Here is a 22574-nt window from a genome sequence, read left to right as displayed (position 1 = left end):
CGACGGATCGTACGGACGGCCTGATGGTCCTGGCGCGAATCGCGCGGCTGCCAGGAAAGCTCCAGGTGAGCTCGTGACGAGCGTAGCCCTGGTCAGCGAGCGATCTCGTCCAGCAGCGATGCCAGTTCGATCGGACGGGAGAACATCGGCCAGTGCCCGGTTGGCAGGTGGCGCAGGTCCATTCCGGCCATCGGCTCGAAGACTGCGTTGCCGCTGGCGGCCAGCATGCGCACCTGTTCGGGAGTGAACGTTGACGCGATCACCGAGCAGTGCACGTCCGGCAGCACCGTGGGCCGGTTCAGGGGGCGAGTGGCGGTCGCGAACGGCTGAGGTGTGGCCAACTTGACTATGCGCGCGAGTTGTTCGCTGGTGAGATCTGCCAGGTTGTCCGGATCCGCTGCCGGGTCGAACGGCGGTACCGGCAGCTGCCAGCCGTCCCCCTTTTCCGCGACCTGCTTGCGCCACTCCTCCTGCGTCTGGGGCTTGTTGAAGTCGATCAGAGCCATGCCGCCGGGCAACGGTCCGGCGTCCACATACACGATGCGTGCGATCCGCTCCGGGATCCGGTCTGCGGCGCCGGTGACCGGCAGGTTTGCTCCGCTGTGCCCTACCAACACCACATCCCGCAGACCGTTGTCTTCGATGAGGCGGACGATGTCATCTCTATGTGTGTAGACATCCACATCGGGCGTGGCCTCGGCTGCCCGGTCGGCCAGGCCGGTCAGCGTGAGCGGGTGGACCTCGTGTCCCGCCGCCCTCAGCTCCGGTGTCACTTCTTCCCATGCCCACGCCCCGAGCCAGAACCCGGGAACCAGAACGATCTCCGCCATGGCCACTCTCATTTCGTGCGTGCCCTGCTGTGTTGGACGCCAGGCTAGGCGCGATGGCGGACACCGGCTGTCCTAGATTCCGGGGGGCGACGGCCTCTTTCTGAGTGGTTCGAAACGCCGCCACGGGAGACTTCGTCGACGATGTGCGGTGAGGTGGCGGCTCGGTCCGCACTCAAGAGTTGCAAGGACCCCTTGCAACTACCCTTTGCAACTCATAGCCTTCCGGCATGGCCGAACAACCGCCTGCCCAAGAGATCACCGATGTCGAGGCGCTGCGCGCCTTCGCGCACCCGATGCGGCAGAAGATCGAGCAATGCCTGCGCCGGGGACCGGCCAACTCTGCTGCGCTCGCACGCGAGTTGGGCGAGAGCACGGGGCTGGTCAGCTACCACCTGCGGCAGCTGGCCAAGCACGGCTTCGTCGAGGAGGTCCCGGAGCTGGCGAAGGGGCGGGAGCGGTGGTGGCGGGCGGTGCGGGGGGACCGGCGGTTCCCGCCGTACAGTCGACAGACGCCGGAGATGCGTGAGGCACTGACCGAGATGCATCGGCTCAACCTCGCCGAACTGATCGACTCCGCCCGGCGGTTCGAGGAGGCGCGCGACTCGCTGGGGCCCTGGGCCGACGCGGCGCTCTTCTCGCGCGCCACGCTCCGGGTCGACCCCGACCAACTCCGCGCGTTCTTCGAGGAGTACATCGCGCTCCTCTACCGGTACTCGGCCCCGGAACGAGGGAATGCGCCCGAGGCGCGGACCGTGCTCGTCCGGCTGCTCGGAATTCCCGAGACCGACTGACCGCGCGGCCCGACCGACAACGAAGGGGGATGCACGCCGTGCTGCTCTCGGCTCCGTCCGCATCACTGATACGCGCCGTACTGGCCGTCTTGTCCGGGGTGTTGGCCGGCACCCTCCTCCTGCTGGCCGCGCCAATGGCGTACGCCCGCGGGGACGGGCCGGTCCGCCAGGAGGTCACCTTCCGGGGCGGCGGTGGGCTCGTCCTGCACGGCGCCGTCCTCAGCAAGGACGGAGCACCCGGCGCGGAACCTGGCATCGTACTCGTCGGCGGCTCGGGCTCCGGGCCCCGGGACGAGTACCGGCAGGAGGCCGAGGCGTTCGCCCGGGCCGGGATCACCACGCTCGTCTACGACAAGCGGACCGTCGGCTACTCCCGGCTCCATCGAGACTTCGGCCTACTGGCCGACGACGCGCTTGCCGGAGTGCGGTTGTTGCAGTCCAGGAACGGGGTGAACCCACGCCAGGTCGGGCTGTGGGGGTTCAGCGAGGGGGGCTGGGTGGCGCCGCTGGCCGCGTCGCGCTCGACCGACGTCGCATTCGTCGTCACCATCGGCGGGTCCGGCTACGACACGCTGCGCAGCCAGGCATGGAACCTCATCACGCACCTGCACCACCAGGGGGTGGGCGGACCGTTCCGCCGCACCGTGGCCGGCCCGGCCGCCCAACTCATGGGCTCGACCGGTCTGTTCCCCGCGGCCGGCTACGACCCCTTGCCGGTGCTGGAGCGGCTCCACCGAACGCCGGTGCTGGCGCTGTGGGGCGAGCACGACATGCAGGTACCGCCCCGGGAGAGCGCGCGGATCTTCCGCGAGGCCCTGGCCCGGGCGGGCAACCGGCACGCCGTCATCGGCTTCGTCGCCGGCGGTGCGCACAACGGGCACCGCACGTCGGACGGGTTCGACCGGATCGGCGGCCCGCTCTTCCACGGTAAGAGGCTTGGGGAGTTGGCCCCGCGCTATGCGCAGACCATGACCTCATGGGTGCAGGCCGTGGCCGCCGGCCGCCCGCCGGCGTCGAGCGCCGCCCTCGCACCCGAGCAGGCACTCGCCACCACACCCGTTCCGGGCCACGCCTGGTACGTCTGGCTGGCCCCGGCGCTGCTGCTCCTCGGCTTCGCCGCCTATCCGGTGAGTGCCCTCCTGCGCCGGGGCCCAGTCCTGCGCCCGGTGCGGTGGTTGGCCGGACTCGGCCTGCTGGCCGTCGTGGCGACGGTGGCCTGTCCGCTCGCCGTCTTCGTGGCGGGGAACGGTGCGGCGGCACCCGTGGTGTGGGGCCGTCCGGCTTTGTGGCTGGTGGTGCAGGGGCTCGCCGTCGCCGTGGTGGTGTCCGCCTGTGTCTCGGCCGCCGCACTCCGGCGCCGACGGCCGGCGCCGAGCTGGGCGGTCTGGCTGCGTCTGGCCCCGGTCGGACTGGCCGCGGTCGGGTTCGTACCGTGGGCGGTGTGGTGGGGTGTCGCTGCGTGACGGCCCTCGTCCCCGCTACGACTCCAGCAGCCTCCTGAACGCCCATCGATCACGACTGGAGACAGACCCTGGCAGGGACTGTCCAGGAGGGCAGGCGCGATGCCGGTGGGCAGTGATGCTGGACCTGCCGAAGTATTTTCCCAACTCAGGTCACCAAGCGGGTGTTCCGCGCGGCCCACACATCAGCCACCTTCTTTCCCACAAGGAAAGAAGGTGGTACTTTCCCCACGGGAGAACACCCGGACGGCCACTCGGCCAGGGACGCTCATGACCTCCTACGATGCGCAGGCCGCACTCGACGCACGTACACCAACGCCGGGAACGGTCCCGTGCCGAGAACGTGCGCCACGCCTCCTCCGGCGCCTACGGTCTCATCGCGGCACTTGTCGTGTTCGCCGTGGGATCGTCCAACGATCTGCCGAGCCCCTGGAGCCTTGTCGCCAGGCTGGTGGGCGGCGGCCTGATCGTGGGCGGGCTGGTCGTGCAGTGCCGCCAGGCACGCGTGCACAAGAAGACCTCCGTCGCGGGGGCGCTGTTCAGCCTGTCGGTGGCGGCAGTTGTCATCGCGGTCCTCGTCGCGTCACTGATCGTCGCCTGCCTGGTCCACCTGCCGATTCCTTCCGTGCCCGCCGCAGCTGTCGCCGCCGTGGCGACATGGGTGGCCACGTACGCGACCCGCCCCGTCGTCGAGCGGGTCGCCAGGAGGGACGACCAGGGCTGCTGGACCGGACGTCGATGAATTCCTGTACGTGCAGGCCCGGTTGCCGGTCGTCGCGCTGCCGGCTCCGGCCGACTGGGTGGAGTTCGGCTTCGTGCGCGATGCCGTCGGCACTAACGACTCGACCCTGTCCAAACAGGTCGCGACGCTGGCAGACGCCGGCTATGTGGAAGTACGCAAAACACGGAACCACACCGGACGCCACACCCACCTTCAGCTCACCGCACAGGGGCGGCAGGCACTTCAGCGGCACGCCTCGGCCCTGGAGAGGATCGTGGCAGCAGCGGGCCTGCACACGACTGGACACCGCCATGCCCGTTGAGGAGTCGGCTTGTTACGTCTTGAAGCAGTGAGTAAGCGCTACGGCAGGGGGAACTGGATCCTCACAGACGTCGATGTGGAGGCTCCTGAGGGCGAGGTCGTGGCGTTCACCGGCGGGAACGGTTCGGGAAGTCGACACTGCTGCGGATAGCGGTCGGCCTGTCCAAGCCGACTCGCGGCGCGGTAACCGATCGGCCGCCGGTCGTCGGATACGTCCCCGACCGCTTCTCTCCCGACGAACGCATGTCGGCACTGGCGTACCTGACGCACATGGGGCGCGTCCGCGGGCTGACGACCTCGGCCGCCGTGTCACGGGCCCATCGACTGCTGGACCGGCTGACCCTGGTGGGTGGCAAGAGCGCGCCGCCTCGCAGCCTGTCGAAGGGCAACGCCCAGAAGGTCGCACTCGCCCAAGCCCTCTTGGTGGAGCCGGGGTTGCTCGTGCTGGACGAGCCGTGGTCGGGGTTGGACGCCGATGCCCACGGAGTCCTGGCCGAGATCATGACCGAGGTGGCGGACGCCGGAGGCACGGTGATCTTCACCGACCACCGGGAGTCGGTCACCCGGGCCCGCGCCTCCCGGACCTACACCGTCGCAAAGGGGAGGATCGCGCTGTCCGAGCCGGAGACGGTGGCGACCGCGCACCGGCCCTCCGTGGACGTCACCTTCACGGTGCCTGACAGCGGTGCCGCGCCCCGTGACCTCGCCTGGGAGGGGCTGCCCGGCGTCCTGGCGGTAGGCCGCGCGGCGACGGCCGTCACGGTGCAAGTGGAGCGCGAAGCGACCGACGCCCTGCTGTTCACCGCCCTGCGGCACGGTTGGTCCGTCATGCAGGTGTTGGGCAGATCGGTGCAGGACCACCACCTGTCCAAGGCCACCATGAAGGGAAGCATCCGGTGATCGCGCTCATTCGCTACACGTTCGCCACCGCGCTGCACACCCAGCGGTACCTCGCACCGGTGCTTGTGTTCACGGCGCTGATGGGCGTGCTGACCGTCAACGGCAGTGGCCCCTTGCCCCCCGCCTACGCCTCGTCCGCCGGCGCCCTGTTCGTCGGCTCGACGTGGCTGACCATCGCGCTGATGAGCTTGGACGATGCGCCGCAGCGGGCCATCGTCGTCGTCAGTTCAGGCCGTTCCCTCAAGGTGCTGCTCGCGGCAATCGGCACGGCACTCACGAGCTGTCTGGTCCTCATGGTCTTCGGCCTGTTCTTCCCGCTGTGGGTGGGGGACTACGAAGTCGTCACCGCAGTTGACCTCCTCCTGGGCCTGGAAGCTCAGCTCACCTGCGCACTGGTGGGCATCGCCATCGGAGTACTCTGCTCGCGGCTGGTCTTCAGGCGACAGGGGTACGCGCTGGTGGCCGCCCTCGCACTGGTGATGGTCACGCTCTTCGTCAAGGGCATGCCGCCGGTCAACCGGCTCTTCAACCTGATGGCGACGACACCCGACTCGGCGAAGCTGCTGGCTCCCACCGGCGGCATGCTCGCGATCGCCGCCGTGATCCTGGCCGGGTTCACGGCTGTCACGCAGTACATCGTCTCCCACAAGGAATGAAGCTCTCGGCGGGCTGCCCGGGGCAGCCGGAACCGGTACCACAGAGACCTGACCAGTCATGTGCAAAGCCAGAGGCGGAGGGCTGCGACGAGCACGGTGCCGTGAAAGACGTACGCCCTCCTCGCGAAGCGCGTGGCCAGCGCCCGGCTGATCTTCAACTGGTTGATCAGCCGCTCGACTTCGTTCCGGCGGGCATAGCGTGCCGGGTCGAAGCCGGTGGGCCCGCCGCCGCTGCCACGGCGTTGGCGGTGTGCCTGCTTCTCACGGCGTTCCGGGCTGGTGCGCTTGACCTGCCGACGTCGCAGGCAACGGCGGTTGCGGCGTGATGAGTACGCTTTGTCGCGACGCACATGGTCCGGCCGGGCGCGCGGTGGCCACGGTTCAGACGGACCCACCTCGATGTGCTCACAGCTGCTCGATTCCGTCGCGGTCGGCAGGATGTCGACGAGAGCAGCCAACGTCGCTCTCAGCGGGTCGCTGAAGGGCCCTGCGCCGCCAGTCCGGGCCTTCTCTCGTAGTGGTTGAGCACCGAGCGGATCGTTGTGTGGACGTGCTCGGTGTGGGTGAGCCGCTGGATCCAGAGAGGGCGCGAGTGGCCGTCTGGCAGCGGGGAGCACGGGTGGTGAGGGGATGGAGTTGTCGCTATCCGTTTACGGACTCCGCTCGGCGGCCTCAGCCATGGCCTGTCACGACGCCGTGACCGTCGCAGCTCTTCGCCTCCGGCCTCGTGTGTGACCAGGCAGCCAAAACCCGGTTTCCCCACCCGGCACGGCACTCCCCCACTGCCCTCGGCCAGGACGGCAACCGCCGCCTCGGCTGCCTGCGCGCAGGCGGAGGGAGACGATGCGTCGTGCTTGCCGACCGCGGCTACGACCACGACAAGTACCGCCGTCTGGTCCGGGGCCTCGGTGTGAAGCCGCTGATCGCCCGCCGTGGCACGGGGCACGGCTCCGGCCTGGGCACCCAACGCCGGGTCGCGGAACGTGCGTTCGCCCATGTGAGCTGGTTCCGCCGCCTGCGGATCCGCTGGGAGATACGCGACGACATTCACGAAGCGTTCCTCACCCTCGGATGCGCACTCATCGGCTGGCGATGCCTGAACTCGTCGCAGGAGGAGTTCTCACAGTTCGGCGTCGCCCCACTCGTGGACGACCACCTCATCGCCAACAGACAGCTTCCCCGGCCGCACCACGGAGAACTTCGCGCCGAACACCACGCCGCCACTCGCCGCTCGCCGATAGCTTGCGAGCGTACGCAGCGGTTCCCGCCCCTGCCGTACCCCGGCCTCCTGATCGACCAGGGTGACCGCGCAGCGCACCGCGAGCTTGGCATAGCCCAGTTCGGCTCCGCCGATGCCGATGCGGCGTGCGCGGTCCTCGGTGTGCGGTACGGCCGCCCAGTCTCCGCCGTCACTGCCATGGTCTTGGCCGGAGCCGCTGTCGACGACGATGTTCGGTCGGAAGCGATTCATGGGCAGGGGCGGGGTGCCTCGCTCGGCGATCCGCCGGTTGAGGAGGGTGAGGGACGAGCGGGACAGCAGGTGTATGGCGCTGCTGTCGGCGTAGCCGGAGGGACCGGGGGTCAAGCCGTCAGCGATCCTGTCGTGCTCCGGCGGCACGCGGACCAGGCGGCTGGGGGTGCCGAGGAACTCCGAGAGCCAGGCGGCGACTTCGTCACCCTGGTCGATTCCCTGAAAGGTGGCGCCGAACAGGTCGACGTCGCGTCGTGGCGAGGACGTCGTGACATCGAGGCACACCTTGCCGTAACCGCTCGTGGTGTCGGCCGAGTCGAGCGTGAGCCAGCTGCCATCGGCACTGACGGTGGGCCGGACCAGGGCGAGGCGGGGGTGGCGGCGCTGGGTGCGGTAGACACCGTCCTCACTGATGACCATGAAGCTGCGGTCGTGCTTGAGGCCCGCTGGCGTGAGAAGCGCATCACCCATGGACGTGCCCGCGCACCCCTTGATGGGATAACAGATCAGGTCTACGACATCGGCCATCTGCCGCCTCCTTCAGCCGACGACCAGACTAGAACATCCGTCCTGGTGGCGTGATGTCATCAACCTCGAAGCGACCCAACTACCTTGAAGGTCACTTCGTCAGGAGTTCTCAGGAAGGGGCCGAAAGGTCATGTGACTGGGCGGCGTCTGTGTCGTTCCGATCCATGTGGGGCGAGGTGATCTCTCGGACGCGGAGTCGGCTCCGCTGGAGCCGCACCTGCCGAGGAACATCGGGCGGGGATACTCGCCTGGCGCCTGGGTCTCCTCCCCCTGAGCATGTGTCAGCCCGGCTCCCGGCTACGAGGCGATCTTCGCGTCTGGGCGGGGAGTCGCACGATCACGGCATCGACTGTCGCACAGCCCGGATCTTGGACGAAGTGCGCAGCGGGTACGGCATGCCGTTGGCCTGAACCTTGATTCGCCAGACACGCCCTGGTCGCAGACACCCTCGGCTGCCCAGACAAGCCCATCACCCGACTCCTCGACGAAACCGGCGGGGCATGGAGCCGCTAGGCCCGTGGCGATCCCACACGGTCATCAGGTTGGACTCCACGAGGAACAGGCGAGGGTCGGTTAGGTGAACCCGCCGGTATCGACGGGGCGGCGCTGCTGCGGGGGATTGGGTGTGTTGCCGGTGCGGTGCCACGGCTTGTCGTAACGGCAGCCGCAGGCGCGGCACTCGGCACGGAATAGCGCGGTGGCGGGGCCTGCCTGCTCACTCGGCTCGGCCGGGTACTCCGCGTTGTGGATCTTCGCGACCAGCTGCGGAGTGGTGCAGGCGCACGAGCGGGTGCCGGCGGCCCCGTCAGCCGACGATTCGATGAAGTCAGTGCGGTATCCGTCGATGGGCCGATGCTTCTTCTTGATGTTCGCCGCATTCTCGAAGCGGCGCTGGTCGGTCTTGCTGGGGAAGATCAGCAGCAGCCCGGCCAACAGCAGGAACGCCTCCCCGCGTACCCGCCCGGGGACCGGGTCGAAGACCGCGACCGGGACGCCGTGCTCGTCGACGAGGGGGACGCCACCGGCGTAGCGGGGGTCGCCGGTGCTGAGGCCCACGGTCGCGGTGATGCCGTGTTCGTCGGCGAGCTTCGCAAGGGACTGCGCGACGCCATAGCGAAAGACGCGGGCCACCCGCCAGAGTCTGCTGGGCGGCTGGGTGTGGGCGGCCTGCTCGGCGGCGGTCGCCTCGGCCAGAGCCTTGGCCCGAGTGACGGCGTTCCTGGCGCGAATCCTCTCCCGCTTCTTCTCCCTCTCCTGTTCCCTCGCGGCCAGCCAGGCTTCCCTGCTACGCCGTCGCCGCTCCTCTTCCTCCAGGCGAGCGGTCTCGGCCCTGATGTAGTGCGGCGCCGTCCATGCCGTGGCCAGGGCACGCTGCGGGTACCGCAGTGGGGTCCGCGGGGTGTGCGGGACGATGCGGTGGGCGAATGCCCAGGCGAGGAAGTCGGTGAGGGAAGCCGGGACCGGCTCCCAGCCGCGGTCTTCGAACTTCACCAGGCCCTCGGCGACGGACAGGTACCCAGCACCGTCGGGCCGCTCCAGGCGTATGGAGGGGACAGAGCCCAGCCAGGGCGGGCGGGGCCGGTCGCTGAACCAGATCGAGGTGACGCCGTCGGCCTGCATCTTCTCGGTGCGGGCGGTGATGTCGGCGTCGGTGATCGGCGCGAGCTGAGCTTCCAGAGCCACCTTCCAGGCCCCGGTGGGGTCGCTGGCCAGCACGTCCGCCCGCCATGTGCCGTCGGGTCCGCGGGCTTCGAGTTCGGCGTAGGCGCCCGCGTCGCGGGCGGCGTTGGCCAGTTCGAGCTTCAGCAGGTGGTGGGCGATGGACTCCAGGCCCAGTGCGCAGGTAGGGGCGCCCGGGGCATGGGCGAAGAAGCGTAAGCCGTTGCGGGAGGTCTTGGCGTGCATTCCGTGACCGCATTCGTCGCAGGCCAGCGGCGCCGGTGGCCGTGTCTTCCACACCTGCGCCCAGCTACGTCCGCAGCCGAGATCGGGCAGGTGCGCGAAGACAGTTCCCCACTGTGCGTGCATGGCCCGGAACGCCATTGGCTCTCCTGTTTCCTCGCTGAGGAGACCAGTGTGGCAAGGGGCACTGACATTGCATCAGACCAGGAATCAGCCTGAAGCGATCAAGGGCGGCGGGGGAAGCAGCAGGCCGTGTTGAATCGGGCGATCCTCGACTCCGCGACCGGTGAACTGCGCGGGCAGCCCCCGTCCGAATCAGGCCCCGCTACCCCGCAATTCGCTCCTCCGCCAAAGCCGTCATCCTCCACGACGGCCACGTCCTCCTCATACGTGCCGTCTGGGACGAACGACAGTGCTACTTCCCGCCAGGCCGACATGGTCCGCGCCGATGCGTACTTCGACCGCATCCGCTACGGCGACACCTACGCCAAACTCCGGTGACTACCGCGTCCGCCAGGCCATGGGGCGCTGCGGCGTCGGCGTCGGCGGTCCGCACGCCGAGCTCTCGTTCCCGGGGCCGCAGGGCCTACAGCATCGCCGTCTGGGGTTGCGTGGGCACCACGATGACTGTCGTGGTGCCGGCGGTCAGAGCCGACCTGAACTCCCGCTCCAGGTCCTGAGTGGTTTCCACGTCGACCGCGCGGCATCCGAAGCCGCGGGGACACGGAGGCGATGTCGATCCCGGGCAGGTCGAGTCCCGGAACACCCGGAGTCTCCTCCAACACGGCGAACGACTTCAGGATGGAGTACTCGTGGTTGCGCATGACCACGTAGACGATCGGGAGGTTGTGCTGGGCCGCGGTCCAGATGGCCTGCACCGAGTACTGGAAGGAGCCGTCGCCGATCAGGCCGACCACCGGCCGCTCAACTCCCCGGTCCCGGTCGCCGAGTGCGACTCCGACCGCTGCCGGGGTGCCCCAGCCGATCCCTCCGCTGGCCGTGGCGAAGAACGATCCGGTCCGGACCGTGGGAAGCCACTCGGCCTGCTGCGCCATGGATCCTGTGCGACACGGTCGTCAGCGTCGCGACATGCGATCCGTTCGGTGGTGACACGTCTGGCGGCTGTCACCCCCAGTGCCGCGCTGTGCACTTGGCAGTACCGATCCGCCGACGGCCTGCACCATCCCTCGTCCGATCAGCCGCAGCGCCCCGCCCTGCTCAGGGAACGGATCGATGGACCGGGCAGGTTCCGGCGGTGGTCACCAGCCGTTCCTTCTCATTGCTTCCTATGGAGACCTGGGGGAAATTCAGGGTGCCGAGTGCAATGCGGGTGTGGGTGTGTGTCTGGGTGTGGGTGTGGGTGTGGCTGTGAAGGCTGTCCACGGCGCGCGTTCGACGACCAGGCGGCGCAGCGTGCGTGTTTGGCGCGGGCTGTTCCAGCCGAGCACGCCGACCACGATCCCGTGGTGGCCGTAGGCGGCGGTGAAGTGGCCGTCCGACGGGGCTCCGTCGACGATCAGCGGGTCCGCACCGGGCGGAAAGATGCCGTACGCCTGGATCTTGACGTCGTATTGGTCGGTCCAGAAGTAGGGCACGGGAGCGAACGGGGTGGCGTCGCCGAGCAGATTGCCGGCCGCGGCCATGGCCTGCTCGGTGGCGTTCATCCGGTGCTCCAGTCGCATCCGGGTGCCGAAGTGCGGGTTGTGCCAGGACGCGACGTCGCCGGCGGCGTAGATGCCGGGGGCGGCCTCGCACCGCGCGTCACACACCACCCCGTTCCCCAGGTTCAATCCCGAGTCCGTCAGCCAGTCGGTGGCGGGCGTGGAGCCGAGGGCCAGGACGACGACGTCGGCCGGCAGTGTCGTGCCGTCGCCGAGGTCCACCCCGGTCACCCGCCCGCCCGCGCGCCGGAGTTGCCGCACCGGCACCCCGCAGCGCAGGCGCGCCCCATGGTCGCGGTGCAGTGCGGCGACGAGCGCGCGATGCGGTCGCCGAACGGGCGGCGCACCGGGACGGGTTCCGGCTCGACCAGGTTCACCTCCAGGCCCATGGTGCGGGCCGCCGCGGCGACCTCGGTGCCGAGGAATCCGGCGCCGACCACGACCACTCGCGGCCCGGCGAGCAGCGCGGCGCGCAGGGCCAGCGCGTCGTCGAGCGTGCGCAGGACGTGGACCCCGTCCAGATCGCTGTCGGGAAGGCGCCGCGGGACCACACCGGTGGCGATGATCAGAGCGTCGAAGTCCATGCCTTCGCCGCCGCTCAGCCGCACCCGACGGCCCGCCACGTCAAGTGCGACGGCGCGCCGTCCGAGCCACAGACCGGCCTCCAGCCGCGCCAGGTCCTGCGGGGAGCGCAGCGCGGCCCGCTCGGGGCCCCACGCGCCGGTCAGGATCTGCTTGGACAGCGGTGGCCGGTCGTACGGCGGACGGGACTCATCGCCGATCAGGGCGAGTTCACCGTCCCAGCCGCGGCGGCGGAGGGTCTCGGCCGCGGTCAGGCCCGCGGCCGAGGCTCCCACGATGACGATCCGCTTCCCTCCTTTCGCCTTCACTCCTTGTCCTCCTGCTTCTCCTCTTTCGCCTGTTCTTCCAGCCAGATCGCCTGAGCCGGGCACAGGACGACGGCCTGCCGGACGTCCTCCACCAGGTGCTCGGGCGGGTTCTCGGCGAGCAGGACGACGATGCCGTCCTCCTCTCGCTGGTCGAACACGTCCGGCGCGCTCAGCACGCACTGGCCGGCGGCGACACATTTGCTCTGATCGACGATCACCTTCATCACAATCCTCCTCTTCCCTACGGCACTTGGGCCGCGTCACCAGGTGACGGGCAGCTCGTAGACGCCGTAGACGTTCCCGTCGTGCTTGAACGGGATCTCGTCGAGGTCCACCGCCAACCGGAGGGTGGGGATGCGGCGGTAGAGGGTGCTGTAGACGACCTGCAGCTCCACCCGGGCCAGTGGTTGGCCCAGGCACTGGTGGACACCGAAACCGAAGGCCACGTGGTGGCGAGGGTTGCGGTCGACGTCCAGTTGGTCAGGGGCGGGGAAGGCGTCGGGATCGCGGTTGGCGACATCGTTGGCGAGCACGACGCCCTCGCCGGCGCGGATGGTCACGCCGCCGACCTCGATGTCCTCCAGGGCCACCCGGCGCCGGCCGCTGTGCACGATGCTCAGGTAGCGCAGGAGTTCCTCGACCGCCGAGGCGACCACCTTCGGGTCGTCGCTCTCGCGCAGCCGGGTCAGTTGGGCCGGGTGTTGCAGCAGGGCCAGGGTGCCCAGCGCGATCATGTTCGCGGTCGTCTCGTGCCCGGCGATCAGCAGCAGCATTCCCATGTCGGCTGCCTCGCTCCGGGAGAGCTCACGGGCGCTGATCCGCTCCGTCAGTGTGGAGAGCAGGTCGTCGGCCGGGTGGGCCAGCTTGTCGCCGATCAGCCGGTCCAGGTAGTCCAGCAGCTGTTGTGTGGCCACCCGCGCCTGATCCGCGCTGGTGGTGCGCTTGATCAGGACCCTGCTGTTGGCCTGGAAGAAGTCGTGGTCGGCATAGGGGACGCCGAGCAGCTCGCAGATCACCAGCGACGGCACCGGCAACGCGAATGCCTGGACCAGGTCGACCGGCTTGGGCCCGGCGAGCATGGCGTCGATCAGGCCGTCGACGATCTTCTGAATGGCCGGCCGCAGCGCGTCCACCCGCTTGATGGAAAAGGCTGCGGTGACCATCCGGCGAAGCCGGGCGTGCTCCGGATCGTCCATGTTGATGAAGGTCCACGACTGTCGCCGGCGCTCCTTCATGGCCGGGCTCATGTGGGGGTAGTGCGGATGGGTGCTCTCCGCGCTGATTCGCGGATCGGCCAGCAGCGCCCGCACGTCCTCGTAGCGAGTGACCAGCCACGGGGTGCCGCCGTCCCACAGCCGCACCCGGCTGATCGGAGTCTGGCCCTGCACGGTTTGCAGGGCCGGCGGCGGGTCGAAGGGGCAGCCGGCCGCACGGGGCATGGGGTAGTCCGGTGCCTCGGCCGGTGGCGCATCGGTGCCAGGTGCCCAGAACGTGCTCATGGTTCTCCACCCTTTCCGGAAGTCCGTTACGGGGCGGGTGCCAGGACCGGGGCCCGGCGCGCGGGGGGCGCGACGGAACGGCGGAGCGGGGCCCGCCGGTTGGAGGAGACACCGAAGAACGCGGCCAGGAGGATCAGGAAGCCGAACCGCCACTGGTGGGGTGGGGCCCCGCTGCCCGCAGCATGCGCCGGACGATGGGCAGTGCCGTGCGCATGGCCTTGCCCAGAGCCCGTACGTCCCGCTCGGGCAACGCGGCCAGCATGTCGGCCACCCGGGCACTCTGCGCGCGCCGGCGCTCGGCCATCAGCTCTCGCCCGGCATCCGTGATGGCCACGAGGCGGACCCGCCCGTCCTCGGGATGGCTCACTCGTGACGCCAGCCCCTGGGCTTCCAGCCGATGGACCAACACGGTCATCGACGGTTGGGCCATGCCCTCCGCCGCTGCCAGCACGGTCAGCCGGATCGGACCTTCCTGCTCCAGCCGGCTGAGCGCCGCGACGGTGGTCAGGCTCATGCTCTGCCGGTCCGACAGGAGATGCCTGACCATCCCGGTGGCCAGCTCGTTCAGCACCGCCGCCACTTCCTGGAGACCCTCTTCAGACGTCTCATCCATACCCCATTTATATCACTCCTCTATATAGAAAATCTATATAGAGGAGTGATATAAATGGGGTAGACCGTCAGAGGCTCTGGTCACAACCGAGGCGCCACGGCGGCGCCGGAAGAAGGTGATGGCCGTGACCTGCACCTACGCCCCAGATATCCCCCTGCGGCAGATCACTGCCCGCCGTCCGCGGGCATCAGTGGGCACATGGCCCCTGGCTCACCGCCCGGAAGCCGCCGGAGAAGCCCGCAAGATCACCAAAGAGGTCCTCACTCGGTGGAGCGTCGCCGAGGAGGTGGCCGATTCGGTGCTGCTGACCGTGTCCGAACTCGTCACCAATGCCGTGGAGCATGCCCGGCCCCCGCTGAACTTCGGACTGAGCCGCGACCCGGGCACCCGGCGGATGCACATCGAGGTGTCCGACGGAGGCCCCGCCACCACGCACGGCGACTGGGCAGCCAGCTGCACCCCCGACGAGCACGGCCGCGGGCTGGAGATCATCGATCAGCTCACCGCCGCGCACGGAGACCGCGAGGAGCCCGGACACGCGATCCACTGGGCCGACGTCACCACCGTGCCCTGACTCGACCGTGCGGCAGCAGGCTGCGCAGTCCCGCAAGGAATCCGTCGAAGGCCAAGCGTCCGCCCGCGAACGCGATCGACACGGTGGACGAACCGAGGCTGTCGACGACGACATGGCCGCCTACGCCCGCACCCTGCGGGCCAACGGCGTGCCCGTTCCGCGGATCGCCCAAAGGTTCGTCATCACCTCGGGCAAGCGCCGGGGCAAGTGCCCCTCAGCCGCCACGATCCACCGCATCCTCGCCGAGGGTGAGACGGTCGAGACCACGGCCCGACTCGGTCCGGGGCTTACGAGCCCTGCTCCGCGAGTGTGACCTTCCGGCCGGCGCACGCCGCCTCTCGGATCCGCTCCAGCATGCGGTGCCGCCGGACGGCGTGCCGGAAATCGGGAACGCCGTCGGTGTCCGGCGCCAGGCTCCCGGTGATCTGGTCGCGTAGAAGCGCGTACTCGTGGGCGACGTTGCAGGCGGGTTCGGCGGATCGCTCGGTCCATTGTGTCAGCGACCGCTGGTAGCGGGCGGGAACCGGAAGTTCGGTCAGGGCGCCGTCCTCGCCCCGGGCGCCGTACAGCCGAAGCCGCCCCTGGAACCACAGAGCCTGGTCGGCCTTGACGACGAGATCGCCCTCCGTGCCGTTGATCTCCCAATGAAACGCGGTGGCGCGGGACGTCCCACCGCGGAGGTGCATCGCGGCCACGGCCTCCGACTCCAGCACACCAGTGACGGCGATCTGGTCCTCTGCGGTCTTGGCCGTGACCGCTCCGCTCGTGACGTGGGTGACCTCCGAGCGCAGGTTCTCGATGTGGGCCGACACCTCGCGGAACTCCCCGAGCACCATGGTCAGCGCGTCGACCGAGTGCCCGAAGGGGATCGACAGGAGCGTGGCGCCGCTCGTGACGTCCAGCACGTACGCATAGTTGTCGTCGTAGGTGGCGCCGCCGATCCAGCCCGAGCCGAGCATGCTGGTCGACAGCACCCGCCCCGCGTAGCCGTCGGCGACCAGGTCCCGCAGATACCGAAGTGGTGGAGCCGACCGGGCCTGTAGGCCGACAGCCGTCAGCAATCCCCTGCGGTGCGCGAGGTCGGCCAGTTCCTCGGCCTGCGCGAGGTCGGCACCGAGCGGCCATTCACTGAACACCATCTTTCCCGCTTCCAGCGCGGGTCTGATGAGTTCCAGGTGGTGCGGAACCTTCACCGTCACCACCACGAGATCGACTTCCTCACTGCGGGCCAGCTCCTGTGCGCTGCCGAAGGTCAGCGGCACCGCGTACTTCTCGCCGGCGGCACGCGCCGACTCGGCGCTGCTGGCGCTCAGCGCCCGCAACTCGTATCCGTCGAGCCCGGCCAGCGCCGGCACATGGGCGGTGGCCGCCCACCCGCCACTCGCGCTCAGTCCTACGACACCGACGCGGATCGGCTGCTGATGAGGGGAAGTGGACGTCATGTGCACCCCAGCGTTCGCGGTCGCCTGTTCTCTCACCTCAAAACGGCCCATGGCCATGGAGGACACGGTCTGAGCATCACGTTCAGTGCCTCGCCCACAGCGGTCCACCCACCCGCTGTGGTTGCGGTGTGATGGAGCACGCGACCCGTGAACTCCAGGTACCGGTCACGCATGCGAGCGGACTGGCCGGGCTCCAGCCCTGATCGCCTCCACGGCGACGTCCTGTACGTCGGGGATGCGTGACCTGCCCGGCTGATGCCCCCCTCAACGCGCGCGAGCCGGCCCGTACCGCTCGGTGGCCTGCACTGTCGCCGCGTCCGGATCACCGCACGTCTCGGGACTGGCCGGACAGAACTCCGTTCCATATTTGGGGATCCGGCCATCGCGGCAGGGCGGTGGTGCAGTCGCGGGCCGCCGCACCCCCCGGGCCGGCCGAAGCCGACCGAAGATCTCAACGGACAGGTCGGGCGGAGCCAGACCAGGCGGGGCGCGTCGTAGCCGGGGTCCAGGATGACGAAGAGCTGTCAGTCCCAAGGGCGGCCGGTGTAGCAGTCCGGATGGTGCTGGGTGTGGTAGGTCCTCGGGTCGGCCACCTTCGTTCCCTGGCCTGACCCGTACCAGGGCGTGAACTCCTCCACGCACGGTGCTTCCCGCGGCACGTACCGGGTGTCTTGCAACGGAGCCGCCGCGGATCGACAGGCCGACACCGGCCACGACCACGGCAACGAATGCCAGTCGTGTTGGCGACCCCCCTTCGTCCAGACGCTGAGCTGGTGCCCGACGACGGAGACTGCGGCCCCGACTGCCCCGGCCCAGCCCGCTCCGTGACCACTGGGGAGACCCGTGCCCGTCCTTTTCACCCCGGGAAGCGGTGGCGCCGCCGCCTACCGGTCGTCCAAGGCCGCCCTCAACGCCCTCACCGTCCTCTACGCCCAGACGCTGGCCGAGGACGGCTTCAAGGTCAACGCGCTCGCCCCCGGTTTGCGGGCCACCGATCTCAACCCCCGGGCCGCCGCTGCCGGCGGCGACCCGGCCGAGGCCGCCCAGGGTGCCCTCCGCCTGGCTCTGCTGCCGGACGACGGCCCCACCGGCGGCTTCTTCTCCTGGGACGGAACGCCCGTGCCCTGGTGAACGCGATGGCATCCGGAAGCGCTCTGCGGGGCGCTTTCACCGCGCGCGGCGTAGCCACCGTCGACCGGATCGATGCGCTCAAGGAAAGCCGCTCGCCTCCGGCGACTCGTCAACTCCTGGCAGAGGCAGCCGACTACGGGCCGCTGCATCTCGCGTACCACAAGTTGTCCTGGCCCTTCGGGTGTCCCCGCCACCGCGATCGTGTCCGCCCAGACTCCCTTCCCCGCGCCCGTCGACGCCCAGGAGACGCAGCACCCCGAGGGCCGGTTGCACCACCAGGTGACCCGACTCCCGGAGCGCCGGCGCATCTGCGGGACGGTCCCGCCGGCCACGCGCGGGGGCGGGGCCACCGACAACGCTACGAGCGCGGCTGCGGACGGTAGTCCCGGATCGCTTGGTGCCGTGCTTGTTCCGGCTCAAGCAACCCTCGCGAGCGTGGGGCGGTCTTGCCGGATGCCGAGGTCGGGGCAGAGCCCGTGCCGGCCGCCGGCATACGGGCAGAAGACGATGTGCCGAGTGCCTGAGTGAGGGTGGAGATGACGAATCCGAACACCGTGGTGACGTGGGTTGACGCACGCGAGAGGCTGCCTCGGAGCGGTACACCGGTGGCAGCGGCGATCACGGGCCGGTATCCGGCTGACAGCGCCACCGAGTCCGAGGCCGATACGGCGTTGGGGGAGGAATTTTGGCTGGTGAGGCCGATGGTCTTCACGACTCTGCACTGGAGCGAGGACGGAGCGGAGCACCGGGACTGCTTCGTCGACTCCGACGGGGTTGTCCGTTTGCCGTACGGCCTTACCAGTGAGGAGACCGTGACTCACTGGGCTGAGCTGCCCACCCTGCCAGGCGGGATGACGCACGGCATTCTTGGGGAAGACGTGCAGTCAGCTCTCCAGAACGCGTGGGGCACTCGCCCCCCCACCTGACCCACAGCCTGCTCGGACCTTTACGCAAGTGCCTCGCTCTCCTGATGGGCCCGGGCCGTGGCCATCAGGTCGTCCAACGCGGCCCGGGTCCGCACGAGTTCGTCGATCTGCTCGGAGAGCCGGTTGCGCTCCTGCGTCACCGCTCAGGAGCGCAACCGGAGTTGCCCTCGCTGGGCGTGTCGACGCAGGGCAGCGGCTCGGAGACCGTCCGACTGGACGCGCTCGCCGCAACGGCGAGCGGACCCGCCCCCGGACACGCCTGCGACACCCAACCGCCCGCCTTCTTGCCCGTCGACGACCAGCTGAGCGCCGCATCGAACAGCCCAGCGACAAGGTGCAGTCGGTCAGCCGCGTGCGAATTCGAGGAGGTCGGCGTTGAACCGCTCCGCGAACTCGGGCACCATCGACAGACCGTGCGGAGCACCCGCATAGATCCTGAAGATCGCGTCCTTGACGAGCTTCGACGACTTCTCACCCGAGGCCACGATGGGAACGATCTGGTCGTCATCGCCGTGAACGATCAGCGTGGGAACGTCGATCTTCTTGAGGTCCTCGGTGAGGTCGGTCTCGGAGAACGCCCTGATGCAGTCGTAGGCACCCTTGATGCCCACTGTCATGCTCCAGAGCCAGAACTCGTCGCGGGTTCCCTGAGAGACGGTGGAGCCTTCACGATTGGCACCGTAGAACGGGGCGCTGAGGTCCTTGTAGTACTGGGAGCGGTCCGTCAGCACGCCGTGCCGGATCTCGTCGAAAACGTCGATCGGCAGCCCCTCCGGGTTCGCCTCCGTCTTGAGCATCAACGGGGGGATCGCGCCGAGCAGAACCACCTTGCCGATACGACTTGAGCCATGCCGGCCGATGTAGCGCGTGACCTCCCCGCCACCCGTCGAGTGACCCACCAGGATGGCATCCTGAAGATCAAGGGTCTCCATGACCGATGCCAGGTCGTCGGCGTACGTATCCAGGTCGTTCCCCGTCCACGGCTGGCCGGAGCGTCCGCCCCCGCGTCGGTCGTGCGCCACGGCCCGGAAGCCGTTGTCCGCCATCAGCTTCAGCTGCGGGTCCCACGCGTCCGCGATCAGTGGCCAACCGTGAGAGAAGACCACCGGTTGACCCGACCCCCAGTCCTTGAAGTAGATCTGTGTGCCGTCATGGGCGGTGGCAAAGGCCATGATTGCCTCTCTAGCGCTTGTCCGGAACTCCGCACTTCATGGGAATTCACTTCCCGAGCCGCACGGGGAATGAGCCGCACGGGGAATGTCACGCCACGACCAACAGCGGACTCACATGGGAGGCGACGGAGAGGCCGGCAACGGAGGCCGGCCGATGAGCACGTCGTGTGTCCCACTTTACTCGGGAAGCCCCGCTTCAGCTCGCCGGGCAGGCAACGGCGACCACCCCGCTCGTAGTGCGCATCGAGCGGGAGAAGGAGTGTCTGAGTGCGTGAGAACGCCGACGCACGGTGGCGGACGACCGCGCGCGGCTGCTGACCAACACAGCAGGTGAGAGGCATGGCCTCACGGCCGACCACCCGCTTGATGTGCGCAGGGATTGCCCCGAGTTCGCGGAACTCACGGGTCATGGCGGGTGTGGCCATGCCCAGTTGGCCGCCGGGGCGCAGGAAGCGCACCAGCCAGGGCAGGCAGCCGTCCGCCGTGCCGGCGTCACTCGAAGGCGTCGATGCCGACGATCGCGTCGAAGCACTCGGGCTCGAACAGCAGGGCGTGCGCCTCCGTCCGTACGGCCTCGACCCGGTCGGCGCCTCCGCCTCGGGGCCATGTCGAGGCCGACGCGTCACGCCGAGTCGTAGCGGGAGTGCGGGTTGCGGTCGAGTCGTACAAGATCGCGTTCGAGGACGTCACGAGCGCGAACGCACATCGACGTACCGTCCGTACACCACTCGTGTGCTTCGCATCCGCCGCCTCGGTCAGGCCGTGGCCGTCGGCCCGGATGACAACGACAGCGGTTCCGGGCGCTCGCCACCCTGATCATCCGCCGCCCGCCGGAGCGCCCGTTCCGGACGCGTCGTGCACATTGGAGACATGCGAAGCGGTCACCTGGGGCGGCGCCTAGCCCGGATGCAGCAGCCGTGGCGTTCCAGCCCTGCGCTGCTGGCCATTCCCCTTGGGCTGATCATTGTGATCACCATCGTGGACCTCCGCTCTCCGCAGTACGTCCATCTCGGCCCCTTGCTGGTCATCGCGCCTGCCATCACCGCTTCCTTCAGCGGCCCGTGGGCCACCGGTTTGATCGGCGCGTTGGCGGTGGCGGCCCAGGTCGTGATCGCCGTGTTCCACGGCGGGCTGACCACCACCAACCACGTGGCGCAGATCATCGCGCTCACCGTGCTCTCGGTCTTCGTCGTCCTCGTCTGCCTGGTCCGGGAACGTCGTAAGCGGGAGCTGGCCCGAGTGCGGTCGGTCTCCGAGGCCGCACAGCGGGCTCTGCTGCGCCCGGTTCCGCACCGGCTCGGCCCGCTGCGGTTCGGCTCCTCGTACCTGGCCGCCGAGGAGGAGGCGTGTATCGGCGGTGATCTGTACGCGGTGACCCGCACCGAATCCGGCACCCGCGTGATCATCGGGGACGTACGGGGCAAGGGCCTGGCCTCGGTCGGCGAGGCGGCCACCCTGCTCGGAGCCTTCCAGGAGGCCGCCCACCAGCACACCACGCTGCCGGCCCTCGCTTCTGCCCTGGACCGCAGCGTCTGCCGTTACCTGACCCATTTTCCCGAGGCGGACGCGGAAGCGCCGGAACACTTCATCACCGCGCTGTTGCTGGAGATCCCCGACCACGAGCCGGTGGCCCGCATGACGCATTGCGGTCACCCACCGCCCCTGCTCGTCAGCCACGGCGGCGTCACCACGGCCGAGAGCACCCGGCCCGCACCCCCGCTGGGCATGTGCGGCCTCGTCCCGGACCTCTACACCCTGCACGAATTCGCCTTCTGGCCGGGTGACACGCTCCTCCTCTACACGGACGGCGTCATCGAGGCCCGGGACCACAACAACGCCTTCTACCCACTGGCCGAGCGAGTCGCTCAATGGACCAGGAGCAGCCCGGAAGCCCTCGTCCAGAACATCCAGCGGGACCTCCTCGCCCATGCGGAAGGCTCCCTCGGCGACGACGCGGCCCTCCTCGCCATCCAGCGCGTGCGCCCGTCGTCGTGAGGACTGCGGCCGTCTTCCTGCCGTCCTGGCCGTATCGCCACACAACAGCCACCGCTTCCCTCGCAGCACGGCTGAGGCAATCGGCTGGTAGTCGAGCTCTCGGCACCATGCAGGCCCAGTGCCTGCCGACTCTGCTCCGTGGTGATCGAGCACCGCGGTCAGGTCGGGTTGGCTCCATCCGGGGTGATGGCCGTGACGGTGTACTGGACGCCGCCGGTGACGAAGCCGGCTGGTGCGTGATCTGCTCGCTCGTTGCGCGGCCAACGTCACAAGCCATGTCAGCCCCGCCGAGTGAAGGGGAGGCACCGACCGTGCTCCACCGGCGGGACCGCCCTGCGACCGCCCCCATGTGTGTCGGCCGCAGGCCGGTTCGACGGTTACCCCTCGCGTGCGCGGCGCTGAACCCTCGGCTTCCTCGGATCACCCAGCCTGAGCCCGACGGCTGACGACACCATGGACAGCCGATGGAGGGCAGACGACAAGCTCCGCACAGCTTTGCCCGCTGCACCCACTGCCCCGCCCGGTTCCGGGTTCCCTGCGCCGCAGCCCTATGCCCGTGCATCGGGATCGGGCAGCCTGAGGCTATGAACCTAGTCGAACTCGCGAACGCACGTCTCGCCGATTGGCCGGCGCTCTCGCAGGGGCGTGCGCGTTGCGGGGCACAACAGTGCTTATGCGCCGGCGCCCAGGAAATCGTCCACTTCCATGGCGGCAATGAGGCCGACGTGCATATGACCCACAGCATGATCGACAGGCTGCGCCCGGCACTGGAGAAGTCGAGCGCCCTCAAGCTGCCCACAGCGTCTGGCTGGATCACGGTCCGACTCGAATCGGTCTCCGACATCGACCTGCTCGCCACGCTCGTCAGCGCCGCACTGCTCGCGACCGGGAGCCGGTCGGGACCGGCCGGAGCGGTCCGAGCGGACCCCTGCCCCCGGGGATCCGGGGAAGCGCCCCGTCGCCGTCCGGGGTGGAGGTCACGACGGCCCATGAGGTGGTGTCGCCCAGGCAGTGCCCCGGATGGCGTTGCGGAGTAGGAGGGGCGCTTCGTGCTCCGCGACGAGACGCTGTGCGACGTCGTCCGCATCACC

The 22574-nt window shown here is 69.2% G+C and carries 21 protein-coding genes and 5 pseudogenes; 13 read left to right on the top strand and 13 right to left on the bottom strand.

The genetic code is table 11. The features are described 5' to 3' along the window. Positions 1-92: 92 nt before the first annotated feature. Positions 93-830 (bottom strand): alpha/beta fold hydrolase, encoded by a 738-nt coding sequence (locus IEZ17_RS26880; protein WP_189304425.1) that lies wholly within the window; start codon positions 828-830, stop codon positions 93-95. 227 nt (positions 831-1057) lie between these two features. Here IEZ17_RS26880 and IEZ17_RS26875 point away from each other — a divergent pair, with 227 nt between their 5' ends. The 6 genes from IEZ17_RS26875 (at position 1058) to IEZ17_RS26850 (ending at position 5679) form a co-directional block, all read left to right on the top strand. Beyond that, positions 1058-1621: a helix-turn-helix domain-containing protein gene (locus IEZ17_RS26875; protein ID WP_189304423.1), complete on the top strand. Its 564-nt coding sequence runs from the start codon at positions 1058-1060 to the stop codon at positions 1619-1621. Between the two features lie 38 nt (positions 1622-1659). After that, a complete protein-coding gene (locus IEZ17_RS26870; RefSeq protein ID WP_189304421.1) occupies positions 1660-3084 on the top strand; it encodes an alpha/beta hydrolase family protein in 1425 nt (474 codons plus the stop codon). Positions 3085-3364: 280 nt separating this feature from the next. After that, positions 3365-3823: a hypothetical protein gene (locus IEZ17_RS26865; protein WP_189304419.1), complete on the top strand. Its 459-nt coding sequence runs from the start codon at positions 3365-3367 to the stop codon at positions 3821-3823. A 10-nt stretch (positions 3824-3833) separates the two neighbouring features. Further along, complete coding sequence (locus tag IEZ17_RS26860; RefSeq protein ID WP_229852679.1) at positions 3834-4124, top strand: transcriptional regulator; 291 nt, start codon at positions 3834-3836, stop codon at positions 4122-4124. 137 nt (positions 4125-4261) lie between these two features. Continuing rightward, positions 4262-5023 (top strand): ATP-binding cassette domain-containing protein, encoded by a 762-nt coding sequence (locus IEZ17_RS26855; RefSeq protein ID WP_308427706.1) that lies wholly within the window; start codon positions 4262-4264, stop codon positions 5021-5023. Then, positions 5020-5679 carry a hypothetical protein gene (locus IEZ17_RS26850; RefSeq protein ID WP_189304417.1) on the top strand — a complete coding sequence of 220 codons (660 nt, stop codon included), beginning with the start codon at positions 5020-5022 and terminating at the stop codon, positions 5677-5679. Before IEZ17_RS26855 ends, IEZ17_RS26850 begins: the two co-directional genes overlap by 4 nt. A 56-nt stretch (positions 5680-5735) precedes the next feature. Here the strand turns inward: IEZ17_RS26850 and IEZ17_RS26845 are convergent. Beyond that, a pseudogene (locus IEZ17_RS26845) lies at positions 5736-6050 on the bottom strand (transposase family protein); the annotation flags it as partial. A 485-nt stretch (positions 6051-6535) separates the two neighbouring features. On the opposite strand from IEZ17_RS26845, the pseudogene IEZ17_RS42880 reads away from it, so the two are divergent. Then, a pseudogene (locus IEZ17_RS42880) lies at positions 6536-6748 on the top strand (IS5/IS1182 family transposase); the annotation flags it as partial. A 51-nt stretch (positions 6749-6799) separates the two neighbouring features. Here the strand turns inward: IEZ17_RS42880 and IEZ17_RS26840 are convergent. From IEZ17_RS26840 to IEZ17_RS26810, 8 genes and pseudogenes are all read right to left on the bottom strand, one after another. Beyond that, positions 6800-7678 carry an MOSC domain-containing protein gene (locus IEZ17_RS26840; protein ID WP_189304415.1) on the bottom strand — a complete coding sequence of 293 codons (879 nt, stop codon included), beginning with the start codon at positions 7676-7678 and terminating at the stop codon, positions 6800-6802. Between the two features lie 573 nt (positions 7679-8251). Beyond that, on the bottom strand, positions 8252-9721 hold the full coding sequence (locus tag IEZ17_RS26835; RefSeq protein WP_229852678.1) for a competence protein CoiA family protein: 1470 nt from the start codon (positions 9719-9721) through the stop codon (positions 8252-8254). A gap of 713 nt (positions 9722-10434) precedes the next feature. Next, positions 10435-10635: pseudogene (locus tag IEZ17_RS42875) on the bottom strand (thiamine pyrophosphate-dependent enzyme); the annotation flags it as partial. A gap of 252 nt (positions 10636-10887) precedes the next feature. Then, positions 10888-11223 (bottom strand): oxidoreductase C-terminal domain-containing protein, encoded by a 336-nt coding sequence (locus IEZ17_RS42870; RefSeq protein ID WP_229852683.1) that lies wholly within the window; start codon positions 11221-11223, stop codon positions 10888-10890. 60 nt (positions 11224-11283) lie between these two features. Further along, a pseudogene (locus IEZ17_RS26825) lies at positions 11284-12098 on the bottom strand (NAD(P)/FAD-dependent oxidoreductase); the annotation flags it as partial. A 29-nt stretch (positions 12099-12127) separates the two neighbouring features. After that, complete coding sequence (locus IEZ17_RS26820; RefSeq protein WP_189304413.1) at positions 12128-12355, bottom strand: ferredoxin; 228 nt, start codon at positions 12353-12355, stop codon at positions 12128-12130. Positions 12356-12391: 36 nt separating this feature from the next. After that, entirely contained in the window at positions 12392-13630 is a 1239-nt protein-coding gene (locus IEZ17_RS26815) for a cytochrome P450 (RefSeq protein ID WP_189304411.1), read from the bottom strand. A gap of 133 nt (positions 13631-13763) precedes the next feature. Next, the gene (locus IEZ17_RS26810) at positions 13764-14243 is read right to left on the bottom strand and encodes a MarR family winged helix-turn-helix transcriptional regulator (RefSeq protein WP_189304409.1); all 480 of its coding nucleotides are present in this window, start codon (positions 14241-14243) and stop codon (positions 13764-13766) included. Between the two features lie 124 nt (positions 14244-14367). On the opposite strand from IEZ17_RS26810, the gene IEZ17_RS26805 reads away from it, so the two are divergent. Together IEZ17_RS26805 and IEZ17_RS26800 are read left to right on the top strand one after the other, a co-directional pair. Next, complete coding sequence (locus tag IEZ17_RS26805; RefSeq protein ID WP_229852677.1) at positions 14368-14817, top strand: ATP-binding protein; 450 nt, start codon at positions 14368-14370, stop codon at positions 14815-14817. A 7-nt stretch (positions 14818-14824) separates the two neighbouring features. Beyond that, positions 14825-15130, top strand: a complete 306-nt coding sequence (locus tag IEZ17_RS26800; protein ID WP_189304405.1) for a hypothetical protein — start codon at positions 14825-14827, stop codon at positions 15128-15130. Here IEZ17_RS26800 and IEZ17_RS26795 read toward each other — a convergent pair. Further along, on the bottom strand, positions 15105-16259 hold the full coding sequence (locus IEZ17_RS26795) for a Gfo/Idh/MocA family protein (protein WP_189304403.1): 1155 nt from the start codon (positions 16257-16259) through the stop codon (positions 15105-15107). The genes IEZ17_RS26800 and IEZ17_RS26795 overlap by 26 nt on opposite strands. Before the next feature lie 855 nt (positions 16260-17114). On the opposite strand from IEZ17_RS26795, the pseudogene IEZ17_RS26790 reads away from it, so the two are divergent. Continuing rightward, positions 17115-17390, top strand: a pseudogene (locus IEZ17_RS26790) (SDR family NAD(P)-dependent oxidoreductase); the annotation flags it as partial. A 536-nt stretch (positions 17391-17926) separates the two neighbouring features. After that, complete coding sequence (locus IEZ17_RS42865; RefSeq protein WP_229852676.1) at positions 17927-18316, top strand: AQJ64_40280 family protein; 390 nt, start codon at positions 17927-17929, stop codon at positions 18314-18316. Positions 18317-18660: 344 nt separating this feature from the next. Here the strand turns inward: IEZ17_RS42865 and IEZ17_RS26785 are convergent, their stop codons facing one another. Both IEZ17_RS26785 and IEZ17_RS42855 read right to left on the bottom strand, forming a co-directional pair. Next, positions 18661-19488: an alpha/beta fold hydrolase gene (locus IEZ17_RS26785; protein WP_189304401.1), complete on the bottom strand. Its 828-nt coding sequence runs from the start codon at positions 19486-19488 to the stop codon at positions 18661-18663. Positions 19489-19980: 492 nt separating this feature from the next. Continuing rightward, positions 19981-20178: a hypothetical protein gene (locus IEZ17_RS42855; RefSeq protein WP_229852674.1), complete on the bottom strand. Its 198-nt coding sequence runs from the start codon at positions 20176-20178 to the stop codon at positions 19981-19983. A 180-nt stretch (positions 20179-20358) separates the two neighbouring features. Here IEZ17_RS42855 and IEZ17_RS26775 point away from each other — a divergent pair, with 180 nt between their 5' ends. Next, a complete protein-coding gene (locus IEZ17_RS26775; RefSeq protein WP_229852672.1) occupies positions 20359-21483 on the top strand; it encodes a PP2C family protein-serine/threonine phosphatase in 1125 nt (374 codons plus the stop codon). A 464-nt stretch (positions 21484-21947) separates the two neighbouring features. Continuing rightward, a complete protein-coding gene (locus tag IEZ17_RS26770; RefSeq protein ID WP_308427705.1) occupies positions 21948-22520 on the top strand; it encodes a luciferase domain-containing protein in 573 nt (190 codons plus the stop codon). Positions 22521-22574: the final 54 nt, after the last annotated feature.

Origin of the sequence: Streptomyces albospinus (assembly GCF_014648695.1) — a bacterium.
Taxonomy (GTDB): Bacteria; Actinomycetota; Actinomycetes; order Streptomycetales; family Streptomycetaceae; genus Streptomyces; species Streptomyces albospinus.
The sequence above is the reverse complement of the archived record's forward strand: the minus strand, read 5'-3'. Positions and strand labels throughout refer to the sequence as shown.